The following is a 21534-nucleotide window of genomic DNA, read 5'->3' on the forward strand; positions in this document are numbered from 1 at the left end:
GTCCTGGTCTTCGCCGACCCGCGGGAAGTGGCCGCACCGCAAGGCCGGGATCACCGGCGCCGGTCGCCGGCCGACAGGTGGGGCGCGAGGTAGCGGATCATCGGCCCGTCCGGGTCCTGGTAGTCGAGGACGATGTCCGGGTCACCGCCCGCCGGGAACCCGTCCTGGGCGGGAACGCCGGTCACCCGGACGTCCACGCACAGCACGTCACGACCGGTCCCGGTGGCGGGCCCGCCAGTGATGACCACGACGCCCGGCTGTCCCCGTTCGCCGGCCGGGAAGCCGGCCTCTCCCGGCTCCGACCCGGCCGGGCGGCAGCGGCAGACGCGGCCCCGGGCGTGCAGGGCCTGTGCCAGGTGGTCCGCCACGGCGAGGCGGGACGCGGGGCAGGCCACCTCGATCCGGAGGCCCTTGTCGACCGACGCCGAGACGATCGCGTCGGCGATCGTCGCCAGGGCTGCCCGCTCCCTCGCGATCGCGGAGAGGTCGGGCAGGGAGGCGCTGTTCGCCCAGCTTGGCTTCACCTTCCTACAGGCGGGAGCGACCCGGCTGCCCGTTACATCGTGGGCGGTACGGGAACGCCGATTTCGGGACGGGCCACCCCGAAGCGGCCGATAATCCTCGGGGACGCAGCGTCGCCCGCGACCCGGCGTCGACGGGGGCGGGAGGCCGGGCATGACGACCGGAGGCAGCGGCGAGCTGGTGCGCCGGCCGAACGGTTCGACCCGGGCGACCCTGCTGGAGCTGCTCTTCGACGTCGTCTTCGTGGCGGCGCTGGCGCTGGTCTCGATGCTGATCGCCGAGCGGGCCTCGTGGAACGGCCTCGCGCCGGTCGTGATCATGCTGATGGCGGTCTGGTGGACCTGGTCGATCACCTCGACCACCACCGACTTCTACGATCCGGACCAGCGGCCGATCCAGGGCATCCTGATGATCACCATGCTGGGTGCCGTGGTGACGGCGGCGGCGCTGGCCGTCGACTCGCACGCGCTGGTCTTCGCGGTGGGCTACGTGATCCCGCACCTGGTGCGTGGGGTGGTGCTGGTCGGCGTGCTGCACCGGCACCGGCACATGGCCGAGCAGCGGGCCGCCCGCTTCCTCTTCTGGTTCGTGGTCTCCAGCTTCTTCTGGGTCGGTGGCGCGCTGCTGCCGGACGGCTGGTCCTGGACGCTCTGGGTCGTCGCGGTGACGATGGACTACGTCTCGGCCGCGGCGCGCTACCCGACGCCCGGCCTCGGCCGGGTGCCCTTCGGGCAGTACGAGAAGACCACGGAGCACCTGGGCGAGCGCTACCAGCAGTTCGTCATCCTGGCGCTCGGCGACATCATCCTGGTGCCGACGCTGGAGATCGCCCGGTCCGAGTTCACCCTGGCCCGGGCGACCGCGTTCCTGACCGCCTTCATCGCCATGCTGCTGCTCTGGCAGGTCTACGTCCTGGGGGCGGGCGACATCGTGCGGACCGCCGCCCCGCGGCTGTTGCGGCGGGCGACCCGGCTCGCGCCGTACACGCACCTGGTCATGCTCGCCGGCATCGTCTGCACCGCCGCCGCGTTCGACCTGGTCGTCGAGCGGCCCACGGGCGACACGCCGCGGCGGTGGATCGCGCTGATCTTCGGCGGACCGGCGCTCTTCCTGCTCGGCCGCACCCTGTTCACCTACAAGATCGTCGGCACGGTCCCGTGGCACCGGGTGTTCTGGCTGCTGATCCTGGTGGCCGCGATGCCGTGGGTGGGTGGCTGGCCGCCGGTGCTGGTCACCACCCTCGTCGTGCTGATGCTGGCGGGGGTGGTGACCGGCGACGCCCTGGGCGGGCGGTCGAGCCGCCCCGGGCTGAGGGGGCGTCCCGGTTGATCATGTTCAGCCGATTGGCGGGCCCCCGTCGCCCGATTAGTTGCCCAGGGTAACTGATTGTCTGACAGCAAGCACCGAGGTGGTTGATCTTGTAGAGGCGTCCGCCGTGACACTCTCTGCCCGGGTCGCTCCCGCCTCGGGGGCGTCGCCATGACCTGCGGAAACAAGCACCAGTGAGCCTCCGGCCCGGAAAACCCGCCGGAGGCTCACGATCGTCCATGGAAAGGCACAACGAATGTCGCAGCCGACCCCGCCCCCGCCGCCTGGGTTCGCCCCCGCGCCCCCGCCGAAGAAGGGGATGTCGACCGGGCTGAAGGTCTTCCTCATCATCGCCGGCCTGGCCGTCCTGCTCTGCGGCGGCGGCTTCGTGGCCTGCACCGCGCTGGTCGGCAAGGCGGCCAGTGACGTCAGCAAGAGCCAGGAGGCGAAGGCCGGGCACGTCGAGCTCAAGTCGTGTGAGGCCGAGTCGGCCGGCGACGAGTTCCTGGCGAACGTGAAGTTCGACGTCGAGGTGAACAACACCAGCAAGGACCAGAACACGTACCTCGTGGACGTGTTCGTGCTCGACGCCAAGGGCACCCGGGTGGGCAGCACCACCACCATCGTCTCCGACGTGCGACCCGGCCAGAAGGCCGTCGAGCAGGGCATGGTCGTGCTGAGCCAGAAGGTGACCGGCGACGTCTCCTGCAAGATCGACAAGGTCTCCTGACCCGCTGAACCGTGGCCCCCGGGCGATCCCCCGGGGGCCACACGGCTCGCCGCCGGCAGCGTCAGCCCTGCTTGCGGACCCGGTAGGCCAGGTGGGTGACCCCGTTGCCCTGGACGACCCTGTTGGGGCCCTCCAACAGGACAGGGGCGATCTTCAGGCCGGCGAAGAACGGGATGCCGTCGCCCAGCAGGACCGGGACGAGGTCGACGTGCACCTCGTCGAGCAGGCCGGCCTCCAGCACCTGCGTGGCGATGGTGCCGCCGTTGACGCCGACCTCCTTGTCGCCGGCGATCGCCTTCGCCCGGTCGATCGCGGCCTCGATGCCGTCGGTGACGAACACGAACGACTCGCCCTCCCGGTCCCAGCCGTCCGGCACGTGGTGGGTGACCACGACGACCGGCACGTCCATCGGGTGCCGGCCGCCCCAACCGTTCGTCATGTCGAACAGCCGCCGGCCGACGACGAGCGCGCCGGTCCGCTCGGTCAGCGCGCGGATGTGTTCCGCGCTCGCCGCCGACGTGTGGAAGCTCAGGTCCGGGTTGGCCGTCTTCGTCTCCACGTCGCCGTTGCCGTACCACTGGAAGAGGTGTTCGAACCCGCCGTGGGTCGCGTCGGCGATGTAGCCGTCCAGCGACATGGTGGCTCCGGTCGTCACCTTCGTCATGATCTGCTCCTCGGGATCGTGGGTCTGTCCTTCACCCGGGGGTAGAAGCTGGCTCAGCTCCCCTCGACATCCGTCCCGGAACTTCTTCTACAGGAGATAGGTCCGCGCCACCGCCAGCATCTCCGAGCTGTGCGAGCCGACCACGCCGACGTCCGCCGGCCGGGCCCGGAACCCGGGCAGCCCGCCCAGCCCGTCGCTGGCGTCCATCGCCCGCAGGTTCACCTGTCCCGCCTTCGGCACCAGGGTCAGGGTGACCTCGACGCCCTCCGGCGGCGGGGCGTGGAAGACGACGCCGAAGCCCCACCGGCCGTCGCGGGCCTTGACCGGCACGTCCCGCCCGGCCACCGTCGCCGAGCGCACCTCGGCCGTGGACGTGTCCACGTGCAGGGTCAGCAGCCGGACCGGACGCTGGGGCAGCACCCGGACCCGCAGCACCCGCTGGTCTCCCGAGCGGGTGTCGGAGATCGTCTCCAGCTTCGGGGCGGGCAGGTCCGCCGCCTGCGCCGGCCCGGCCCGCAGCTCACCGTCACCCAGCCCCGGGAAGTCGTCGGCCACCGAGACGGTGCCGTCGACGTAGCCGTCGGTCCACGGCTGCGGGTCGTCCTCGTGGCTGAGCCACCGGGCCGTGCCGGTGCCGGCGTCGAGGGCGTACATCAGGTGGGTCGGCACGGGGTGGGCGGCGTCGAAGCGGTCCACGGCCAGGCCGACGCCGGCGAGCACCACGGCGGCGAGCGCGGCGGCGCCGGCCGGCAGCACGCCCAGCCGGCGGGCCCGCAGCGCCCCCAGGCCGCGCTGGCCGCCGGCCTGCGGGTGCAGCAGGTCCACCACGGGCAGCGCGGCCAGCCCGAGCAGCACCGCGAAGAGCGCCGCCACCCCACCCATGCCCATGCCGAGCGCGGGGAAGAGCAGCACCACGGTGGGCAGCAGGATCACCACGCCCACGGCGCCGGCCAGGGTCACCGCGACCACCGGCCAGGGGCCGTCCTGCCGGGTGGCCAGCGCCGCCATCCCGGCCAGCGCGCCGGCCAGGGCGGGCAGGGTCGTCAGGTACGCGCCACCGGGCACCAGCACGGCGAGCAGCACCCCGAACAGGGCCAGCCAGACCAGCCCGCCGAAGGCCAGGGCGGCCGGGCCGGCCCAGCGGCGGGTCAGCGCGTACCAGGTGAACAGGATCGCGGCGGCGAGCGCGACCACGGCGAGCCGGTACCAGACCGGCCGGTACGGGTCGAGCAGCTCGGCGTAGCCGGGGCGGACGGTGGTGACCGCGGTCCAGAGCAGCCACGCGCCCAGCGGGGCGGCGACGACCGGCACCAGGGCCAGCCCGGCGCCGGCCGCGAGCCGTCCGGCGGTGGCCCGGCCGTGCCGGCGCAGCAGCCAGCCGAGCACGCCGACCGCGAGCAGGGCGGCCAGCGCCAGCGGCAGGGTCAGCCAACCGGGGTAGCGGACCAGCCCGCCGGGCACCGGGAAGTAGGTGTCGTCGTGGTCGGAGCCCAGGTCGCGCAGGTCGGTCCGGCCGAACTCGCGGGCCAGACCGAGGGCGTTGTCGCCGTGCATCTGGAGGCTGCCCCGGTTCATCGCGGCCGGCACGTCGAGCGGGGTGTGGTAGACCGCGCCCCCGTCGATGTACGCCGAGTTCAGGCCGACGAACCGCTTGTCGAGGAACGCGGTGAAGTCGGTGTCGTTGGGCAGCGCCCGGTAGATCTCCACCGCGAACGAGGTGCCCACCGGGTGCGGGGCGGCCCGGCCGAAGGCCTCCACCAGCTTCGCGTTGTTCCGGGACGTCTCGAACATGATCACGGGACCGGTGGAGCCGCGCGCCTCCAGGTTGAGCACCACGCCGCCGTCGGCGGCCAGCGGGTGGTCGGCGGCGAAGCCGGCGGCTCCGCACAGGCACGCCTCCTCCGCGTCGGTGAGCACGAGGACCACGTCGTTGCGGGGACGCGGGCCGGCGGCCAGCGCCCGGGCCACCTCCAGGATGGTGGAGGTGCCGGCCGCGTCGTCGTTGCCGCCCGGCCCGGACTGCACCGAGTCGTAGTGGGCCACCAGGAAGACCCGCCCCGTGGGGTCGGTGCCGGGCAGCCGGGCCACCACGTTGCGCACCCGGGCCAGGGTCGCGCCGCCGGCCGCCCCGCTGAGCTGCCCGGCCTCCGGAGCCACGGTGTCCTGCACCTCGGTCTCCAGGCCCAACCCGCGCAGCACGCCCACGACGTGCTCGCGGACCTGGTCGTTGGCGGCGCTGCCGGCCACGTGCGGCCGCGCCCCGATGACCTTGACGTTCTGGTACGCCCGCTCGGCGCTGAACGCGTCCGCGGGCGCGTCGGCGGGGCGCGGCGCCGGGGTGGCCAGGTCGACCAGGACGCCGGCGCCGACGGCGAGCAGGGCGGCGAGCGCCGCGAGCGCGGCGGGCAGCCGCCGACGCGGCCGGGACAGCGCCCGGTCCGCTGGCCGGGTGGGACGGATGCCCGGCCGCGCCGGCGCACGGTCGACGGGGCGGGTGGGGGGTACGCCCACGGATGACTCCTCGGGGTGGTTCGGGGGTGGGCATCATCCTGCACCCCCGCGGCCTGCGGCGGCACTCCCGCCGGCCGGTGCGCTCCGGGTCGCGGGCGGGTCGCGGCGTAACATCGGTCCCCGGCCGTGCCGCTGTCCGTGGGGTGGGTTTCGCTCGCCCCGCCCGCGCCGACTCCGGTCGTGTTGTGTGCGACCGTTGTCTGATACAGGATCAGCAGGGCATTCGGAAGGAGCCCCGACATCACCAGCGAACTCCCGCGTCTCGCGGCGGTGACCCGGCCGCACCGGGGGACCGGTATGCCGGGTGCCCCCGTCGTGCCGCAGGCCGGGCTCGGGCACTACGCCAGCGTGCCGCCCGGCGAGCGGCTGCGGGTCCTGCTGGTCGAGGACGACGAGGGCGACGCCTTCCTGGTCGGCGAGCTGCTCGCCGAGACCAACTCGATGATCGACCTGCTGATCGCCACCAGTCTCAGTGAGGCCCGGCAGCGGGTCATGGGGGTCGACTGCGTCCTGCTCGACCTGGGTCTGCCCGACGCGCAGGGCCTGGACGGGCTCCGCCAGGTGCTGGAGATGGCCAGCGGGGCGGCGGTCTGCGTGCTCACCGGCCGCTCCGACGAGCACCTGGGCATCGTCGCGGTCGCCGAGGGCGCACAGGACTACCTGGTCAAGGGGCAGGTCGACGGGGTCCTGCTGACCCGGGCGCTGCGCTACGCGGTCGAGCGCAAGCGGGCCGACGAGAACGCCCGCCGGCTGCGCGAGGTGGAGCTGCGCCAGGCCGAGTCGGCGCGCCTGGAGCGCGGCCTGCTGCCCCAGCCGCTGATGACCACCGACCAGGTGTCGGTGCACACCTTCTACCGGCCGGGCCGGCACGCCGCGCTGATCGGCGGCGACTTCTACGACGTGGTGCAGACCCGGCCGGACCGGATCGACCTGATCGTCGGCGACGTCTGCGGCCACGGCGTGGACGAGGCCGCCCTCGGCGTCGAGCTGCGGGTCGCCTGGCGGGCCCTGGTCCTGGCCGGGGTGCCGGACGACGAGGTGCTGCCCGCGTTGGAGCAGGTGCTGATGAGCGAGCGCCGGCTCCAGGAGATCTTCGCCACGGTGGCCACCGCCCGGCTCGACCTGGCCGCCGACCGGGCCACCGTGCGACTCGCCGGTCATCCGCCGCCGCTGCTGCTCAGCGGGGGTAAGGTCGCCCCGGTGCCGGCCAAGGGCGGTCTGCTGCTGGGCGTACGGCCGCGCCGACCCGTTGCCTTCGACCTGGAGTTCGACACCGATGACTGGTCCCTGCTGATGTACACCGACGGCCTCATCGAGGGTCGGGTGGGCACCGGTGACGACCGGCTGGACGTGCCGGGACTGACCGATCTGCTCGCCGACCCCGCCAACCGCGCGGTGCCCCTGGCCGAGCTGCCCGCCTGGCTGGTCGGCCGCGCCGAGCAGCTCAACGGCGGCCCGCTCGCCGACGACGTGGCCATGCTGCTGGTCAGCCGCGGCGGTGGCCGGTGAGCGCGAGGAGTGAGCCGGTTCTGCGAGCCCCGCAGTCGCGAACGGAGACTGTTCGGTGAGCGCGAGGAGTGAGCCGGTTCTGCGAGCCCCGCAGTCGCGAACGGAGACTGTGCTGTGAAGGCGTACCAGCAGGGGTGGACCCTGCGGCGGCGGGTCGGCGCGCTGCTCGGCGTGGTGCTGGTGCTGCTGCTCGGGCTGGCCGCGGCCGAGGCGACCCTCGCCGCCAAGAACCGGCAGAACATCGACGCGGTGCTGCTCAAGACCGGCCCGCTGCGGGTCCAGGCGCAGGAGCTGATGAGCGCCCTGCTCGACCAGGAGACGGCCGTCCGCGGCTACGCGGTGAACGCCGACCGCAAGGACCTGGAGCCCTACCAGGCGGGTGTGGACCGGGAGCGGGACACCTTCGCGGAGATGCGGAAGCTGGCCGTCGACTACCCGGACGTGCTGGACGCGCTGGACGTCGTCGAGCAGCGGTCGGCGCAGTGGCGGTCCGGCGTCGCCGAGCCGGTGATCAGCACCACCGAGCGCAGCGGCCCGGCCGCCGGCCAGGCGCTGATCACCGACCAGACCCGGCAGCAGTTCGACGGCATCCGGTCCGCGGTGGACGGCCTCCAGGGCGAGATCCTGGAGGTCCGGCAGGAGACCGCCGACAAGGTCAACGCGACAAGCAACGTGCTGGTGGTGCTCCTGATCATCGCGGCCCTCGTGGTGGCGGTGGCCGGCGCGGTGCTGCTGCTCTCGCTGGACCGGATCCTGATCCGGCCGCTTGCCGGCCTGGTCGGTCAGGTGCGCGAGGTCGCTTCGGGCGACTACCGGCACCGCATCGAGGGGTCCGGCCCGCCGGAGTTCCGCCTGCTCGCCGACGACATCGACATCATGCGGCAGAAGATCGCCCGGGAGCTGGACGAGGTACGCGAGGCCCGCGAGCGCATCGAGTGGGTCAACAGCCAGCTCCAGAAGCAGGCCGAGGAGCTGACCCGCTCCAACCGCGACCTGGAGCAGTTCGCGTACGTCGCCTCGCACGACCTCCAGGAGCCGCTGCGCAAGGTGGCCAGCTTCTGCCAGCTCCTCCAGCGGCGCTACTCGGGTCAGCTCGACGAGCGGGCCGACCAGTACATCGCCTTCGCGGTGGACGGCGCGCAGCGGATGCAGCGGCTGATCAACGACCTGCTCGCGTTCTCCCGGATCGGCCGGCTCACCACCGGCTTCACCGAGGTCGACCTGAACAAGGTGATGGGCGATGTGGCGGGGCAGACCGAGGCGGCCCGGCAGTACGCCGACGCCGAGCTGACCTGGGACCGGCTGCCGGTGATCCGCGGCGAGGAGCCGCTGCTGACGAACCTGCTGGCCAACCTGGTCAGCAACTCGATCAAGTTCCGCCGGCCGGACGTGCCGCCGAAGGTGCACGTCTCCGCCCGGCTGGTCGACGACGAGTGGGAGATCAGCTGCCGGGACAACGGCATCGGGATCGAACCGGAGTTCGCCGACAAGATCTTCGTGATCTTCCAGCGGCTGCACTCCAAGGACGCGTACCCGGGCACCGGCATCGGGCTGGCCATCGTCAAGAAGATCGTGGAATACCACGGCGGCCGGGTCTGGGTGGACACCGAGACCCCGGAGGGCACCACGATCCGGTTCACCCTCCCGGCCCTGCCGGAGGACGTCGAGGCGGCGCGGGCGGCGGAGCGGGCCGCGGTTGAGGAGTCGACCGGGGACCCGGAGACGACCGGGGACGACGGCGCCGAGGAGGCCGCGGTGAGTGTGGCGCGGCAGCCGGACGGCGCGGGACGCGAAGAGACGCCCGAGGGGGCGGCCCGGGACGGTACAACGGGTGGCATGAAGGAGACGGTGGGATGACCGCGCCGGCGGACGGCAAGAGCCCGATCGAGGTCCTGCTCGTCGAGGACGACCCGGGTGACGTGCTGATGACCCAGGAGGCGTTCGAGGAGCACAAGCTCCGCAACCGCCTCACGGTCGTCTCGGACGGCGCCGAGGCGCTGGCCTACCTGCGCCGCGAGGGCCAGTACGCGGACGCGGTGACCCCCGACCTGGTGCTGCTCGACCTGAACCTGCCCCGCCGGGACGGCCGGGAGGTGCTGGCGGAGATCAAGAAGGACGAGCAGCTCTGCCGGATCCCGGTCGTGGTGCTCACCACCTCCCAGGCCGACGAGGACATCCTGCGCAGCTACCAGCTGCACGCCAACGCCTACGTGACCAAGCCGGTGGACTTCGAGCGCTTCATCTCGGTGGTCCGCCAGATCGACGAGTTCTTCGTCAGCGTGGTCAAGCTGCCGCCGCGTGGCTGACCCGCTGCTGGAGGAGGTCGGCGCGCTGCTGCGGGAGGCCGCGGCCGACGTCGTGGTGCCGCTGTTCCGCCGCCTCGACGACGCCGACATCTCCGAGAAGGCACCCGGTGAGGTGGTCACCGTCGCCGACCGCAAGGCCGAGGCGTTGATCTCGGCCGGGCTGCGCCGGCTGCGTCCCGATTCCGTGGTGGTCGGCGAGGAGGCGGTTGCCGAGGACCCGAGCCTGCTGCGGCACCTGCGGGGTGCCGGTGACGTCTGGCTGGTCGACCCGGTGGACGGCACCTCCAACTTCGCCGCCGGCCGGCGCCCGTTCGCCCTGATGGTGGCGCTGCTGACCGACGGGGTGCCGGCCGCCTCGTGGGTCTACGACCCGCTGGACGGCACGATGGCCACCTGCCGGGCGGGCGACGGCACCTGGCTGGACGGCACGCCGGCCCGTACGGCCGGGCGGGAGTCGTTGCCCGGCGCGCTGCGCGGCACCGCCATGACCCGTTTCCTGCCCCCGGACTTCCGCCGCAGCGTGGAGGCGGGCGGCGAGCGGCTTGGCGAGCTGCTGCCCGGCCAGCACTGCGCCGGCCGGGAATATCTGGACGTGCTCACCGGCGCGCAGCAGTTCGTGCTGTTCTGGCGCACCCTGCCCTGGGACCACGCCCCGGGCACGTTGCTGGTCCGGGAGGCCGGCGGGGTGGCCCGCCGTTTCGACGGCACCGACTACCACCCGGCCGACGACGGCAAGGGCCTGCTGGTCGCGGCCAGCGAGGAGATCTGGGACGAGGTCCGGGCCGCCCTGCTGGGCGGCTGACGGTGCGGTCCGCGACGGCCCCGGCACGGTCCGTCGACGATCCGCGTCCACCGAGGTCGGGGGCGTGGCGCGGAGCGTACGGTCCGGTATCGTGACCGGCGGTCTCCGCCAGCAGGCCGCCGCCCGGCGCCGGTGGAGCCGCCGCCGCGCAAGGTCGACTCGGGGGCCGGCGGTCGACGGAAGGACCTTCACGTGCCCAGGACCAGGCTCACCCGCCGGCGCGTCCGCCGGTCGTTGTTCGCCCTGCTCGCCGCGACGGCCCTGCTGCTGGGCGCCGGTCCCGCCCCCGCCGGGGCGGCCGCCGCGGCGCCCACCCCGAGCGCCCCGAACGAGGGCGGCAGCAAGCAGCTCCGGGCGGCCCTGGAGGCGGCGGCGAAGGGCCACATCGAGGCCAAGAACCGGCTGGACAACTCCAAGCGCCGGCAGGCCGCGCTGACCGGCCAGCTCAAGCAGCTGGAGGTACGCCTGGTGGAGCTGACCGCGCAGGTCGGCGAGGTGGCCGGGCAGTCCTACCGGCTGGGCCGGCTGACCCCGGTGTCGATGCTGCTGGCCAGCTCCGACCCGGACGCGTTCCTCCAGCGGGCGGCCGAGCTGGACATGATGGCCCAGCGGGACAGCAAGCGCCTGCACGACCTCAACGAGGCGAAGTCCCAGGCGGCCGAGGCCAAGGTGGCCATCGACACCGAGGTCCGGGAGCAGCAGAAGCAGCTCGCCGTGCTGGCCAAGAAGAAGCGGGACGCCGAGGTGGCGCTCGCGAAGGTCAGCTCCGGCTCCGGCTCCGGTTTCAGCGGCGGCTCGTCGTCGGCCAAGCCGGCGCCCCGCAACCCGGACGGCTCGTGGCCGTCGGAGTCCTGCTCGGTGAACGACCCGACGCCGGCCGACGGCTGCATCACCCCGCGCACCCTGCACATGCTCCAGCAGGCCCAGGCGGCCGGCTACAAGCGTTACGTTTCCTGTCACCGCAGCGGCGGGGACGGCGAGCATCCCAAGGGCCGGGCCTGCGACTTCTCCGCCGCCACAGGCGGCTTCGAGGACGTCTCCGCGACTGGCGGCGACAAGTCCTACGGGGACAGCCTCGCCTCCTGGGCCAAGAACAACGCCAGCCGGCTCGGCATCATGTACGTCATCTGGTACCGCCAGATCTGGATGCCGAACACGGGCTGGCGGGCGTACAGCGGGGGCGGCAGTCCCGCCGCGGACCACACAAACCATGTTCACATCTCGATGTATTGACCTCTCCTTCGAGGAACGCTGCGTAGCATCGCCACGGTGAGCAGCACATCGTCCGACGTCGTCGCGGAGCCGGCGCCGAGCGCGCCGGTCCCGCCCCGGGCCCTGCCGAACGGGCTCGCCGCGTTCCTGGTCTTCCTCTCCAGCGGGGCGGTGCTGGTGCTGGAGACGGTCTCGCTCCGCCTGGTCGGCCCGTACGTCGGGGTGACCCTCCAGGTGACCAGCTCGGTGATCGGCATGGCGCTGGCCGCCATCGCGTACGGGGCGTGGATGGGCGGTTGGCTGGCCGACCGGCGGGACCCCCGCACCCTGCTCGCCCCGGCCCTGGTGCTGGCCGGCATCGCCACCGCGGTCACCCTGCCGGTGGTCCGGTACGCCGGTGAGGCCCTGCGCGGCGGGGCGGCGAGCGCGGTGCTCCTGCTGACCGCGCTGGCGGTGCTGCTGCCGGCGGCGCTGCTGGCCGGAGTCACCCCGCTGGTCGTGAAGCTCCAGCTCGCCGACCTGCGCCGCACCGGCCAGGTGGTCGGCCGGCTCTCCGGCATCGGCACCCTGGGCGGCATCACCGCCACCCTGGCCACCGGCTTCGTGCTGGTGGCGGCGCTGCCCAGCACCGTCATCGTGCTGGCGCTGGCCGGCGTGCTGGGGGTGACCGGGCTGGTGCTGGGGGCGTACCTGCGCCGGGGGTCGGGGACGGGGCTGCCCGGTCCGACCCGCGCGAAGGCGGCCCTGGCGGTGCTCGGCCTGGCCGGGGCCGGCCTGTCCGCGGTCGCCCCGAACCCGTGCGACGTGGAGACCGCGTACCACTGCGCCCGGGTGGAGGTGGACGGGCAGTGGACCCAGGGGCGGACGCTCTACCTCAACTCGGCGGAGCACTCGTACGTGGACCTGGCCGACCCGACCCACCTGAAGTACGCGTACACGCAGTGGATCGGCCTGGTCGCGGACCTGGCCCGGCCGCCGAAGCAGCGGATGGACGCGCTGCATCTGGGCGGCGGCGGCTTCACCATGCCGCGCTACCTGGCCGCGACCCGGCCGGGCAGCGACAACCTGGTCTTCGAGATCGACGGCGGCCTGGTCGAGCTGGACCGGCGGGAGCTGGGCGTGCGCACCGGGCCGCAGTTGCGCGCCCGGGTGGGGGACGCGCGGGTGCTGCTCGGCGCCGAGCCCGCCGACAGCCGCGACTTCATCGTCGGTGACGCGTTCGGTCACCTGGTGGTGCCCTGGCACCTGGCCACCCGGGAGATGGCCGCCGACATCCGCCGGGTGCTCCGCCCGGACGGGATCTACGTGCAGAACGTCATCGACCACCCGCCGGGCCGGTTCATCCGGGCCGAACTGGCCACCGTCGCCGCCGAGTTCCGCAACGTCGCGCTGATCGCCCCGCCCGGCGCGATCGCCGGGCAGCACGGCGCGAACTTCCTGATCGTGGCCTCGGACGCGCCGCTGCCGCTGGCCGGGATCCCGGCCCAGCTGCGGCTGCTCCCCGAGCCGGCCCGGCTGCTCGACGGGGACAAGCTGGCGGCGTTCGTGGGGGACGCGCTGGTGCTCACCGACGACTTCGCCCCCGTGGACCAGCTCCTGGCGACCGCCTGAACGGGTGACTTTGCTGACCGATTTCGACCCTCCAGGTGTACGAGGGCCGACCACGGGCAACTGGACCGACCATGGGTGCAGCGGTCAGGAACGGCGCGCAGCTGCTCGGTGAGCGGTATCGGCTGGTCGAGCAGCTCGGCGCGGGGGGCATGTCGGTCGTCTGGCGCGGCTACGACGAGGTGCTCGGCCGGCAGGTGGCGATCAAGGTGCTCGCCTCGCGGCTGGCGAGCGACAAGGCGTTCCGGCATCGGATCCGGATCGAGGCGCAGGCCGCCGCGCGGCTCTGCCACCCCAACATCACCAACGTGTACGACTACGGCGAGTCCCAGCAGGTCGGCCTGACCGTCCCGTACGTGGTGATGGAACTGGTCGACGGCGGGCCGCTGAGCAGCCGGCTCGGGCGGGGCGGTCAGCTGCCCTGGCGGGAGGCGGTGACGATCGGCGCGGAGGTGGCGTCGGCGCTGGCCACCGCGCACGCCCGGGGCGTGGTGCACCGGGACGTGACCCCCGGCAACGTCATGCTCACCTCGACCGGGGTGAAGGTCGTCGACTTCGGCATCTCGGCGCTGGTGGGGGAGAGCGAGAAGGGCCCGGACGGCGCGCTGCTCGGCACGCCCGCCTACCTGGCCCCGGAGCGGCTGGACAACGGCCAGGTCTCCCCGGCCACCGACGTCTACGCGGTCGGCCTGCTGCTCTACCGGATGCTCACCGGCCGGCTGCCCTGGCGGGCCAGCACCACCACCCAGATGCTCCGCGCCCACATGTACAACGAGCCGGACCCGATGCCCCCGGTGGTGGGCCTCCCCGACGAGGTCGCCGAGCTGGTCCGGCGCTGCCTGGCGAAGCGCCCCGAGGACCGCCCGGCGACCGCCGAGGTGGCCCGTACGCTGGCCGAGGCCGCCGGGATCGCGGCGATCGTGCCGGTCTCCCCGGCGCTCGGCCAGTTCGACCCGGCGCTGACGGAGAACGCGGGCACCACCATCCTGCCCTGGTCCACGGCGACCGACGCGCTGCCCTTCTCGGCCGTCCGCACCCGTACCCGCCGTGCCGCGGCCCGCCGGCGCAAGGTGGAGGCCGGGGTGGCCGCCGCCGGCCTCATCGCGGTCACCGCGACCCTGTGGGGGATGACCTCGAAGAGCCCGGCCAGCGGTGGGGTGGAGCCGACGGAGGTCCGGATGGGGCTGCCCGAGCCGGTCCCGTGTGCCGTCGACTACGTGCTCCGCCGCGACTCCGGCAAGGACTTCACCGCAGACCTGACCCTCACCAACACCGGCACCCGCGAGCTGCGCGACTGGACCATGAGCTTCACCTTCCCCGGGAAGCAGACGGTCGGGACGGCCCAGCCGGCGGTACGCCAGCAGGGCAACACGGTGCTGCTCCAGGCGCCGGCCGCGGAGGCCGCGCTCGCCCCGGGCGCCTCGAAGAAGGTCTCGCTGACCGGCAGCTACACCGGAAGCAACCCCCTGCCGGTGCAGTTCAAGGTCGGGGACAGCACCTGCGGCGTGCAGGTGTCCGGCGTGGCCGGCTCGGTGCCGACGACGACGCCGCCGACCACCACGCCGCCGGCGAAGGCGCCCGCGAAGGCACCCGCCAAGACCGCCGCGAAGAGCGGCACCGCCGGCAAGGCCAAGACCGACAAGGCCGGCAAGGGCAAGGAGAGCGGTAAGGGAAAAGGCAGGTAGCCCGGCCGAAGGGGGGTGGGCACGGCGGCAGGGACAAGAAGAAGTGACGGTCAGCCCAGCGCGGCGAACTGCTGCACCCGGGCGATCGCGCCCTCCACGATGAGCACGCTGTCCGGCTGGAGGACGGTGTCCGGGCCGGCATAGTGGAACGGCTCGCCGGGGGGCTTCGCGCCGATGACCATCACCCCGTACCGGTCGGTCGGGGTCAGCTCGCGCAGCGGCCGGCCGACCAGCGACGCGGGCACCCGGACCTTGGCGATGGCGAAGTCGTCGTCGAACTCGATGAAGTCGAGCATCCGGCTGACGATCAGGTGCGCGACCCGTTCGCCGGTCTCCGCCTCCGGAAAGATGATGTGGTGCGCGCCCACCGAGTGCAGGATCTTGGCGTGCTTCTCCGAGGTGGCCCGCCCCCAGATCTGCGGGATGCCCAGCTCGGTCAGCGCCAGCACGGTGAGCACACTCGCCTCGACCGACTTGCCGATGGCCACCACCACCCGCTGGAAGTCCGCCACGCCCACCTGGCGCAGCACGTTCTCCTCGGTGGTGTCCGCCTGCACCACCCGGTCCAGCCGGGACGCCCAGCGCTGCACCCGGTCCTGCTCGTGGTCGATGGCGAGCACATCCTGGTCGAGTTGCAGCAGCGAGCCGGCGAGCCGGGAGCCGAACCGGCCCAGGCCGATCACCACGACGCTGTTGTCGTCCGTCCTCCTAGCCGACAATGGGTTGCTCCTCCGGGTAGCGGTACAGGTGTCGCCGGGTGTTCAACGCGATCGCGGACCCGAGGGTGAGCGGGCCGACCCGGCCGATGAACATCAGCACGATGAGCACGTACTTGCCGGGCCGCGACAGCTCCGGGGAGAGGCCGGTGGAGAGGCCCGTGGTGCTGAACGCGGAGGTCACCTCGAAGAGCGCCGCGAAGTTGCGCAGGTCGGCGGTGAACACGATCAGCAGGATCGTCCCGAGGACGACCAACGCCACGCTGAGCAGCGTCACGGTGAGCGCCTGGCGCTGGCTGGCCGTGGCCACCCGCCGGCCACCCACGTTCACGTCCGGCTCGCCCCGCAGCTCGGCCCAGATCACGAAGCCGAGCAGGAAGAACGTGGAGACCTTGATGCCGCCCGCGGTGCTGGCGCTGCCGCCGCCGATGAACATCAGCACGATGAGCAGCGGGTAGCTCTCGTTGCTGAGCTGGTCCACGTTGATCACGTCGAACCCGCCGGTGCGGCTCAGCGCGATCTGGGTGAACGAGGCCAGCACCTTGCCGGGGGTGTCGTAGGTGCCGATGGTGGCGGGATTGGTCCACTCGGAGAGCAGCAGGAAGCCGAAGCCCAACCCGATCAGCGCGACGGTGCCCCAGATGGTCAGCTTCGTGGCGACCGCCCAGCGGTTCGGGCCGCGCCACTCCCGGACGGCCTCGAACAGCGCCGGGAAGCCCAGGCCGCCGACGATGGCGCCGAGGCTCAGCGGCAGCGCCACCCACGGGTCGCGGGAGAAGGCGACCAGGCCGTCCGAGTAGAGGGTGAAGCCGCCGTTGTTGAACGCCTGGATCGCGTGGAAGGCGGCGTACCAGAGCGCCCGCCCGGGTGGATAGTCGTAGACCAGCCAGAGCCGGCCGGTGATGATCGCGGTCATCACCGCCTCGGTGGCGAAGACCGTCGCGATGATCCGGACCAGCAGCCAGCCGACGTCGCCCACGCCGAACTCCGCGGTCTCGGCCTGCACCAGCAGCCGGTTGCGCAGGCCGAGCTGCCGGGACACCACCAGGATCACCAGCGCCGCGACGGTCAGGATGCCCAGGCCGCCGAGCTGGGTCAGCACGGTGATCATGGCCAGGCCGAAGTCGTTCCAGTAGTTCGGCGTGTCGTTGACGGCGAGGCCGGTGACCGAGACCGCCGAGGTCGAGGTGAACAGCGCGATGACGAACGGGGTGAAGCGGCTCTCGCTGGTGGCCTGGGGCAGCATCAGCAGGCCGGTGCCGAGCAGGATCACCGCCAGGAACCCGAACGGCACCAGCCGTACGGGATTCCGGAGCAGGCGGCGCACCAGGTCATCTTCCGCCCGGACATTCACCGGCAGGTCAGGAACCGACCAACTGCCGCCGAACGTTCGCGTGCCGAGGTGACCGGGTCAGCCGGCGCTGAGCATGCCCTCGTGCGCCTTGGCCCGGGAGCTGGCAAGCTCCCGGGCGAGCGCGGTCAGCCCGGCAGCGAGGCACGTCCGCGCCAGCACCGCAACTGTCTCCCGCTCAGCCTCGTACCAGTCGATCGGCGCCGCGGCGGCCGACGGCGGAGGCGCCGGCGTGACCCGGGAAGCGAGTTCGGCCCCGCCGAGCAGCCCGCCCGCTCGCCGGTGGCACGCCAGCCGGTCCAGCGCGAGGAAGGTCAACCCGAGACGGCTCAACCCGTCCGCCCACTCGCCTTGGTCGATCTCGGCCTCGCGCCGCTCCCTGGCGAACAGACGGGTGACGTCGTGGAGGCGGAACCGTGGCCGACCGGCCGGATCCGGACCGAGTGTTTCCAGCAGGCGAGCGTCGATCAGTTCGTCGAGGGCTGCGGCACCCCTGGCCGGAGTGGTGCCGAGCAGCGCGGCCGGGAACCACTCCGGGAACGAGGGCACCTCCAGCGCGCCGAGCAGTGCGAAGGCCCGCCGGGCCACTGGACTGAGCGCTCCGTACGCCAGTTCGAGACCGGGCCGGAGCGCAAGGTCGCCATGGCGCAGCTCGTCCAGCCGACGCCGCTTGTCGGCGAGGCGGTCGGTGAACGTCTCCACCGTCCAGCACGGACGGGCCGCCAGCCGGGCGGCCGCGATCCGCACCGCGAGTGGCAGCCCGCCGCAGATGGCCACGAGCTGACGGGCGGCGGCGAGGTGAGCGTGAATCCGCTGGGCACCGACCACCCGAGACATCAGCTCGACCGCCGTCGCCGCGTCCAGCGGGCCGAGATCGATGGTCGTGATGCCGGGAATTCCGGTCAACGGCAGCCGGCTCGTCAGGAGCACGGCGCTGCCGTCCGACGGGATCAACGGTTCGATCTGCCGATGTCCTGCCGCGTCGTCGAGGACCAGCAGCACTCGCCGGCCGGCGAGGCTGGCCCGAAACAGCGCCGCACGGGCGTCCAGCCCGGTGGGCAGGCCCGTGCCGACGTAGCCCAACGTGTACAGCAACTGCCCAAGCACCTCGCCCGGGTCGTCGCTGGTGCCGCGCAGTGACGCGTACAGCTGTCCGTCGGGAAAGTGCGGGGCCAGGCGATGAGCCGCATGCACCGCGAGCGCCGTCTTGCCGACGCCGGGTGGCCCTGACACCGAGGCCAGGCGGACGGCTCCGGTGTCGAGGCAGCTGAGTGCGGAGCACAACTCCGCCACCTCGTCGGCTCGCCCCACGAAATCGGGCAGGTCCGCCGGCAGTTGCCGCGGCGGCATGTCTCCCTGGGCGGGCGCCGGTCGAGGGGGCACCTCCGCGAGGACGTCTCGCGCGGAGCCTTCGTCCCGGCGACTCGCCCAGAAAAGGGCGTGTCCGGCACTGACGAAGTCGGCCCGCTCGTCGCCCGTCAGCGCGAGCGCGGTGGCGAGCTGCTCGATCGTCTGTGGTCGGGGAGCACGCCCCGCCCCGCGTTCGATCGCTCCGACTGAACGTGTGCTGATGCCCGCCCGCTCGGCAAGCGCCTCCTGCGTCAATCGACGCCGTATGCGGTGCCGCCGCAACAGGCCGACGAATCTGTCCGACATATTGACTCCCCGTGATGTATCTCGAATCGACGATACTCGAAGGCGCCGTCCGGTGGTGGGGTTCGAAAGGGGCTCGGTCAGAACTGAGCCTTACGTTGTCGAGCCGCGTCATTCTCGTCGTCTCGCCTCCCGGCGCGGGAGACATTCCCGGCCGGCGCCCTCCTCGACGTCCTTCGAAACGTCCGGCGCAACGTCATGGTGCGGTAGTGATCCGACGACTTGGATGAATGCATCGGTTGCACCTGGCGACCCTTGAGTGAGGAGGTTCCGGTGACTCGAATGGTGACGACGCTCGCCGATCGGATCGTCGGCATGGTGGTGCCCCGGGTGGAGGCCCGCGCGAGCGACACCTGCTACGAGAAGTTCTGCTACTGCCGCGGTCTCTCGCTGTACACCCAGTGGTGCTGCCCGGCGTACCCGTGCAAGCCGTGCCGGTACGTCGGCGAAGGCTGCTGACAAGGCGAAACGGCCCGTCGGAGCCGGGCGCCTCAGCCGGCTCCGACGGGCGCCAACCCCCCGTACCCGCGTCCGTCCTGTTGACGAGGAGCCCGATGGACTACTCAGCTGTTGCCACCGCCCTGGTAGGGGTGCTGGCCGCCGTCAATCTTCTGTTCACCTTCGGTGTCATCCGTCGGCTGCGCGAGCACACCGCCGAGCTTGCCAAGCTACGCAGCGGCGGGGCTGGGCGTGACGACAGCGCCGTATCGTTGCCGGCAGGCTCCCGTATCGGCGACTTCCTCGCCGAGAGCGTCGACGGACATCCGGTCACGCTCGACTCGCTGGGCAGCCGGCCGCTGGTCGGCTTCTTCTCCCCGTCCTGCTCCCCGTGCAAGGAGCGGCTTCCCGGTTTCGTCGCGCACGCGGCCTCCCGGCCCGGTGGGCGGGACGGCATCCTGGCCGTCATCGCTGGCAGCCCGGACGAGGCCGCCGCCCTGCTCGAGCAGTTGCGGCCGGTGGCGACCGTCGTGGTGGAGCCCGATCGGGGCCCGGTGCAACAGGCCTTCGCCGTGGACGGCTTCCCTGCCTTCGTGCTGGCGGAAGGTGGCCGGGTGCAGGTGTCGGACTTCGAGCTTGCCTCGATCACCGACGCCGACGCCGCAGCGCTGCCGTCGGCTCGCTGAACCGACGCCGATGGTCGTTCGCGCCGCCAACCGTGCGCTGGCAATCGCTCGTCGCGCGGCGCCGGCACAACTCGCCGGCTACCTGTCCGCCCAAGTCCTCGGCGGACTGACCCCGCTGGCCGTGGCATGGTTGACCAAGGCGGTCGTCGACCGGCTGGCCGCTGGCACGGTGAGTTGGTCGGACATCGTGGGCCTCGCCGCGACACTCGCCGCGATCGGTGTCGCGGCGGCGCTCGCTCCACACGCCATCCGCTATCTCAGGCTGGAAATGGAACGCCGGGTACGCCTCGACTGCACGGGCCGGCTGTACGCGGCCGTCGACCAGTTCATCGGCCTGCGGAGATTCGAGGACCCGGCCTTCCTGGACCATGTGCAGACCGCCCAGTCCGCCGGCATCAACGGTCCCGGCGAGGTGGTCGACAGCGGGTTCGGGATGCTGCGATCGTTGATCACTGTCCTCGGCTTCGCCGGCACGCTGCTCCTGCTCGGCCCGTGGATGGCGGTGGTGGTGCTGGCCAGCGCGGTACCAGCCATGGTGGCCGAGATCGCGGTCAGTCGACGCCGGGCTGCCATGGTGGCGCGAATCGGGCCGGCGCAACGACGGGAGCTTTTCTTCTCCAGCCTTCTCACCAACCCGGACGCCGCCAAGGAGGTCCGGCTCTTCGGAGTCGGCCGCTACCTGTGGCGGCGCATGACCACGGAGATCGACACCATCAACCGGGAGCACCGCCGGATCGACCGACGCGAGCTGGCGGTGCAGGCGGTGCTGGCGTTGCTGAGCGCAGGGGTGACTGGCGCCCTGCTGCTGTTCACGGTGCGGTCCGCCGTGCGCGGCGAGCTCTCGGTCGGTGACGTCGTGCTGGTCGTGGCCGCGGTCGCCAGCGTCCAGGCGGCCCTTGCCGGTCTGGTCACCGACACCGTCTCGGCCTACCAGGCGCTTCTCCTGTTCCGCCATTACCTCACCGTGGTCGACGCGGGGCCCGACCTCCCCGTTCCCGCCCATCCTCGACCCGTTCCTCCGCTGCTCCAGGGAATCGAGCTGCGTGACGTCTGGTTCCGCTACGCCGACGATCAGCCGTGGGTCCTGCGCGGAGTGAACCTCCTGATCCCGGCAGGATCGACCACGGCAGTGGTGGGTCTCAACGGTGCGGGTAAGTCGACCCTGGTCAAGCTTCTCTGCCGGCTCTACGACCCCACCCGGGGTGCGGTGCTGTGGGACGGCGTCGACCTGCGGGAATTCGATCCCGTCAGGTTGCGGGAGCGGATCCGTACGGTGTTCCAGGATGCGCTGGCCTATGACCTGACCGCTCGGGAGAACATCGCCCTGGGCGACCTCACCGCCCTGACCGATCAGGCCCGGATCGAGGCGGCAGCACGCACCGCCGGCATCCACGACGTCCTGGCCAAGCTGCCCCGCGGATACGAGACCCTGCTGACCCGGATCTTCTTCGCCGAGTCCGAACACGGTGATGCCGAGACCGGTGTCGTGCTCTCCGGCGGCCAGCAGCAACGCCTGGCAATCGCGCGGGGCCTGATCCTCGGTCGGTCGGACCTGCTCATCCTCGACGAACCGAGCTCGGCGCTGGACGCTGAGGCCGAACACGACGTGCATGCCAGGCTGCGTGACGCACGGCGAGGCCGGACGGGTCTGCTGATCTCCCACCGGCTCGGCGTGGTGCGGGAGGCAGATTCCATCGTGGTGCTCGCCGAGGGCGAGATCACCGAACGTGGCAGCCACGATGAGCTCATCGCCGCGGAGGGCGCGTACGCGGCCCTGTTCGAGTTGCAGGCGGCGGGTTACCGCGCCCCGACCGTGGAGGCCGCGGCATGAGT

Annotated in this window: 18 protein-coding genes; 12 read left to right on the top strand and 6 right to left on the bottom strand. The window is 72.4% G+C overall.

What is annotated here, in order from left to right:
- Nucleotides 1-50 precede the first annotated feature (50 nt).
- Nucleotides 51-524, bottom strand: coding sequence for a hypothetical protein (locus tag NLX85_RS11770; RefSeq protein ID WP_254334476.1), 474 nt, complete (start codon nt 522-524; stop codon nt 51-53).
- A gap of 151 nt (nt 525-675) precedes the next feature.
- On the opposite strand from NLX85_RS11770, the gene NLX85_RS11775 reads away from it, so the two are divergent.
- Together NLX85_RS11775 and NLX85_RS11780 are read left to right on the top strand one after the other, a co-directional pair.
- Nucleotides 676-1851, top strand: a complete 1176-nt coding sequence (locus tag NLX85_RS11775; RefSeq protein ID WP_254334478.1) for a low temperature requirement protein A — start codon at nt 676-678, stop codon at nt 1849-1851.
- A 235-nt stretch (nt 1852-2086) separates the two neighbouring features.
- Nucleotides 2087-2560, top strand: a complete 474-nt coding sequence (locus NLX85_RS11780) for an FxLYD domain-containing protein (protein WP_254334480.1) — start codon at nt 2087-2089, stop codon at nt 2558-2560.
- 61 nt (nt 2561-2621) lie between these two features.
- On the opposite strand, the gene NLX85_RS11785 is transcribed toward NLX85_RS11780, so the two are convergent.
- Complete coding sequence (locus NLX85_RS11785; RefSeq protein WP_254334482.1) at nt 2622-3224, bottom strand: dihydrofolate reductase family protein; 603 nt, start codon at nt 3222-3224, stop codon at nt 2622-2624.
- An 87-nt stretch (nt 3225-3311) separates the two neighbouring features.
- Nucleotides 3312-5735 carry a M28 family peptidase gene (locus NLX85_RS11790; RefSeq protein WP_374628077.1) on the bottom strand — a complete coding sequence of 808 codons (2424 nt, stop codon included), beginning with the start codon at nt 5733-5735 and terminating at the stop codon, nt 3312-3314.
- Between the two features lie 297 nt (nt 5736-6032).
- Between NLX85_RS11790 and NLX85_RS11795 the strand changes: the two genes are divergently transcribed.
- The 7 genes from NLX85_RS11795 (at nt 6033) to NLX85_RS11825 (ending at nt 14857) form a co-directional block, all read left to right on the top strand.
- On the top strand, nt 6033-7244 hold the full coding sequence (locus NLX85_RS11795) for a PP2C family protein-serine/threonine phosphatase (RefSeq protein WP_254334484.1): 1212 nt from the start codon (nt 6033-6035) through the stop codon (nt 7242-7244).
- Between the two features lie 114 nt (nt 7245-7358).
- Nucleotides 7359-9101, top strand: a complete 1743-nt coding sequence (locus tag NLX85_RS11800; protein WP_254334485.1) for an ATP-binding protein — start codon at nt 7359-7361, stop codon at nt 9099-9101.
- The gene (locus NLX85_RS11805; protein ID WP_189195360.1) at nt 9098-9550 is read left to right on the top strand and encodes a response regulator; all 453 of its coding nucleotides are present in this window, start codon (nt 9098-9100) and stop codon (nt 9548-9550) included. Before NLX85_RS11800 ends, NLX85_RS11805 begins: the two co-directional genes overlap by 4 nt.
- Nucleotides 9543-10352, top strand: coding sequence for an inositol monophosphatase family protein (locus tag NLX85_RS11810; protein WP_254334487.1), 810 nt, complete (start codon nt 9543-9545; stop codon nt 10350-10352). Before NLX85_RS11805 ends, NLX85_RS11810 begins: the two co-directional genes overlap by 8 nt.
- A gap of 192 nt (nt 10353-10544) precedes the next feature.
- The gene (locus NLX85_RS11815; RefSeq protein WP_374628078.1) at nt 10545-11585 is read left to right on the top strand and encodes a coiled-coil domain-containing protein; all 1041 of its coding nucleotides are present in this window, start codon (nt 10545-10547) and stop codon (nt 11583-11585) included.
- Nucleotides 11586-11621: 36 nt separating this feature from the next.
- Entirely contained in the window at nt 11622-13175 is a 1554-nt protein-coding gene (locus NLX85_RS11820) for a fused MFS/spermidine synthase (RefSeq protein ID WP_254334489.1), read from the top strand.
- A gap of 71 nt (nt 13176-13246) precedes the next feature.
- Nucleotides 13247-14857, top strand: coding sequence for a serine/threonine-protein kinase (locus NLX85_RS11825; protein WP_254334490.1), 1611 nt, complete (start codon nt 13247-13249; stop codon nt 14855-14857).
- A gap of 50 nt (nt 14858-14907) precedes the next feature.
- Here NLX85_RS11825 and NLX85_RS11830 read toward each other — a convergent pair whose 3' ends face one another.
- The 3 genes from NLX85_RS11830 to NLX85_RS11840 all read right to left on the bottom strand — a co-directional run bounded on the left by NLX85_RS11830 (nt 14908) and on the right by NLX85_RS11840 (nt 18580).
- Nucleotides 14908-15576 (bottom strand): TrkA family potassium uptake protein, encoded by a 669-nt coding sequence (locus NLX85_RS11830; protein ID WP_254334491.1) that lies wholly within the window; start codon nt 15574-15576, stop codon nt 14908-14910.
- Nucleotides 15566-16900, bottom strand: a complete 1335-nt coding sequence (locus NLX85_RS11835; RefSeq protein ID WP_254334492.1) for a TrkH family potassium uptake protein — start codon at nt 16898-16900, stop codon at nt 15566-15568. Before NLX85_RS11835 ends, NLX85_RS11830 begins: the two co-directional genes overlap by 11 nt.
- Nucleotides 16901-16984: 84 nt before the next feature.
- Nucleotides 16985-18580, bottom strand: a complete 1596-nt coding sequence (locus NLX85_RS11840) for a helix-turn-helix domain-containing protein (RefSeq protein WP_254334493.1) — start codon at nt 18578-18580, stop codon at nt 16985-16987.
- A 270-nt stretch (nt 18581-18850) separates the two neighbouring features.
- Here NLX85_RS11840 and NLX85_RS11845 point away from each other — a divergent pair, with 270 nt between their 5' ends.
- The 3 genes from NLX85_RS11845 to NLX85_RS11855 all read left to right on the top strand — a co-directional run bounded on the left by NLX85_RS11845 (nt 18851) and on the right by NLX85_RS11855 (nt 21532).
- Nucleotides 18851-19036, top strand: coding sequence for a hypothetical protein (locus NLX85_RS11845; RefSeq protein ID WP_254334494.1), 186 nt, complete (start codon nt 18851-18853; stop codon nt 19034-19036).
- A 131-nt stretch (nt 19037-19167) separates the two neighbouring features.
- Nucleotides 19168-19701 carry a TlpA disulfide reductase family protein gene (locus tag NLX85_RS11850; RefSeq protein WP_254334496.1) on the top strand — a complete coding sequence of 178 codons (534 nt, stop codon included), beginning with the start codon at nt 19168-19170 and terminating at the stop codon, nt 19699-19701.
- 10 nt (nt 19702-19711) lie between these two features.
- A complete protein-coding gene (locus NLX85_RS11855; protein WP_254334498.1) occupies nt 19712-21532 on the top strand; it encodes an ABC transporter ATP-binding protein in 1821 nt (606 codons plus the stop codon).
- Nucleotides 21533-21534: the final 2 nt, after the last annotated feature.

It is taken from the genome of Micromonospora sp. A3M-1-15, assembly GCF_024213425.1.
Taxonomy (GTDB): Bacteria; Actinomycetota; Actinomycetes; order Mycobacteriales; family Micromonosporaceae; genus Micromonospora; species Micromonospora chersina.

Bases quoted from the DNA above. Each gene is read 5' to 3' on its own strand.
- NLX85_RS11785 (WP_254334482.1), bottom strand. From the start codon at position 3,224: ATGACGAAGGTGACGACCGGAGCCACCATGTCGCTGGACGGCTACATC.
- NLX85_RS11825 (WP_254334490.1), top strand. From the start codon at position 13,247: ATGGGTGCAGCGGTCAGGAACGGCGCGCAGCTGCTCGGTGAGCGGTAT.
- NLX85_RS11795 (WP_254334484.1), top strand. From the start codon at position 6,033: ATGCCGGGTGCCCCCGTCGTGCCGCAGGCCGGGCTCGGGCACTACGCC.
- NLX85_RS11855 (WP_254334498.1), top strand. From the start codon at position 19,712: ATGGTCGTTCGCGCCGCCAACCGTGCGCTGGCAATCGCTCGTCGCGCG.
- NLX85_RS11775 (WP_254334478.1), top strand. From the start codon at position 676: ATGACGACCGGAGGCAGCGGCGAGCTGGTGCGCCGGCCGAACGGTTCG.
- NLX85_RS11805 (WP_189195360.1), top strand. From the start codon at position 9,098: ATGACCGCGCCGGCGGACGGCAAGAGCCCGATCGAGGTCCTGCTCGTC.
- NLX85_RS11780 (WP_254334480.1), top strand. From the start codon at position 2,087: ATGTCGCAGCCGACCCCGCCCCCGCCGCCTGGGTTCGCCCCCGCGCCC.
- NLX85_RS11840 (WP_254334493.1), bottom strand. From the start codon at position 18,580: ATGTCGGACAGATTCGTCGGCCTGTTGCGGCGGCACCGCATACGGCGT.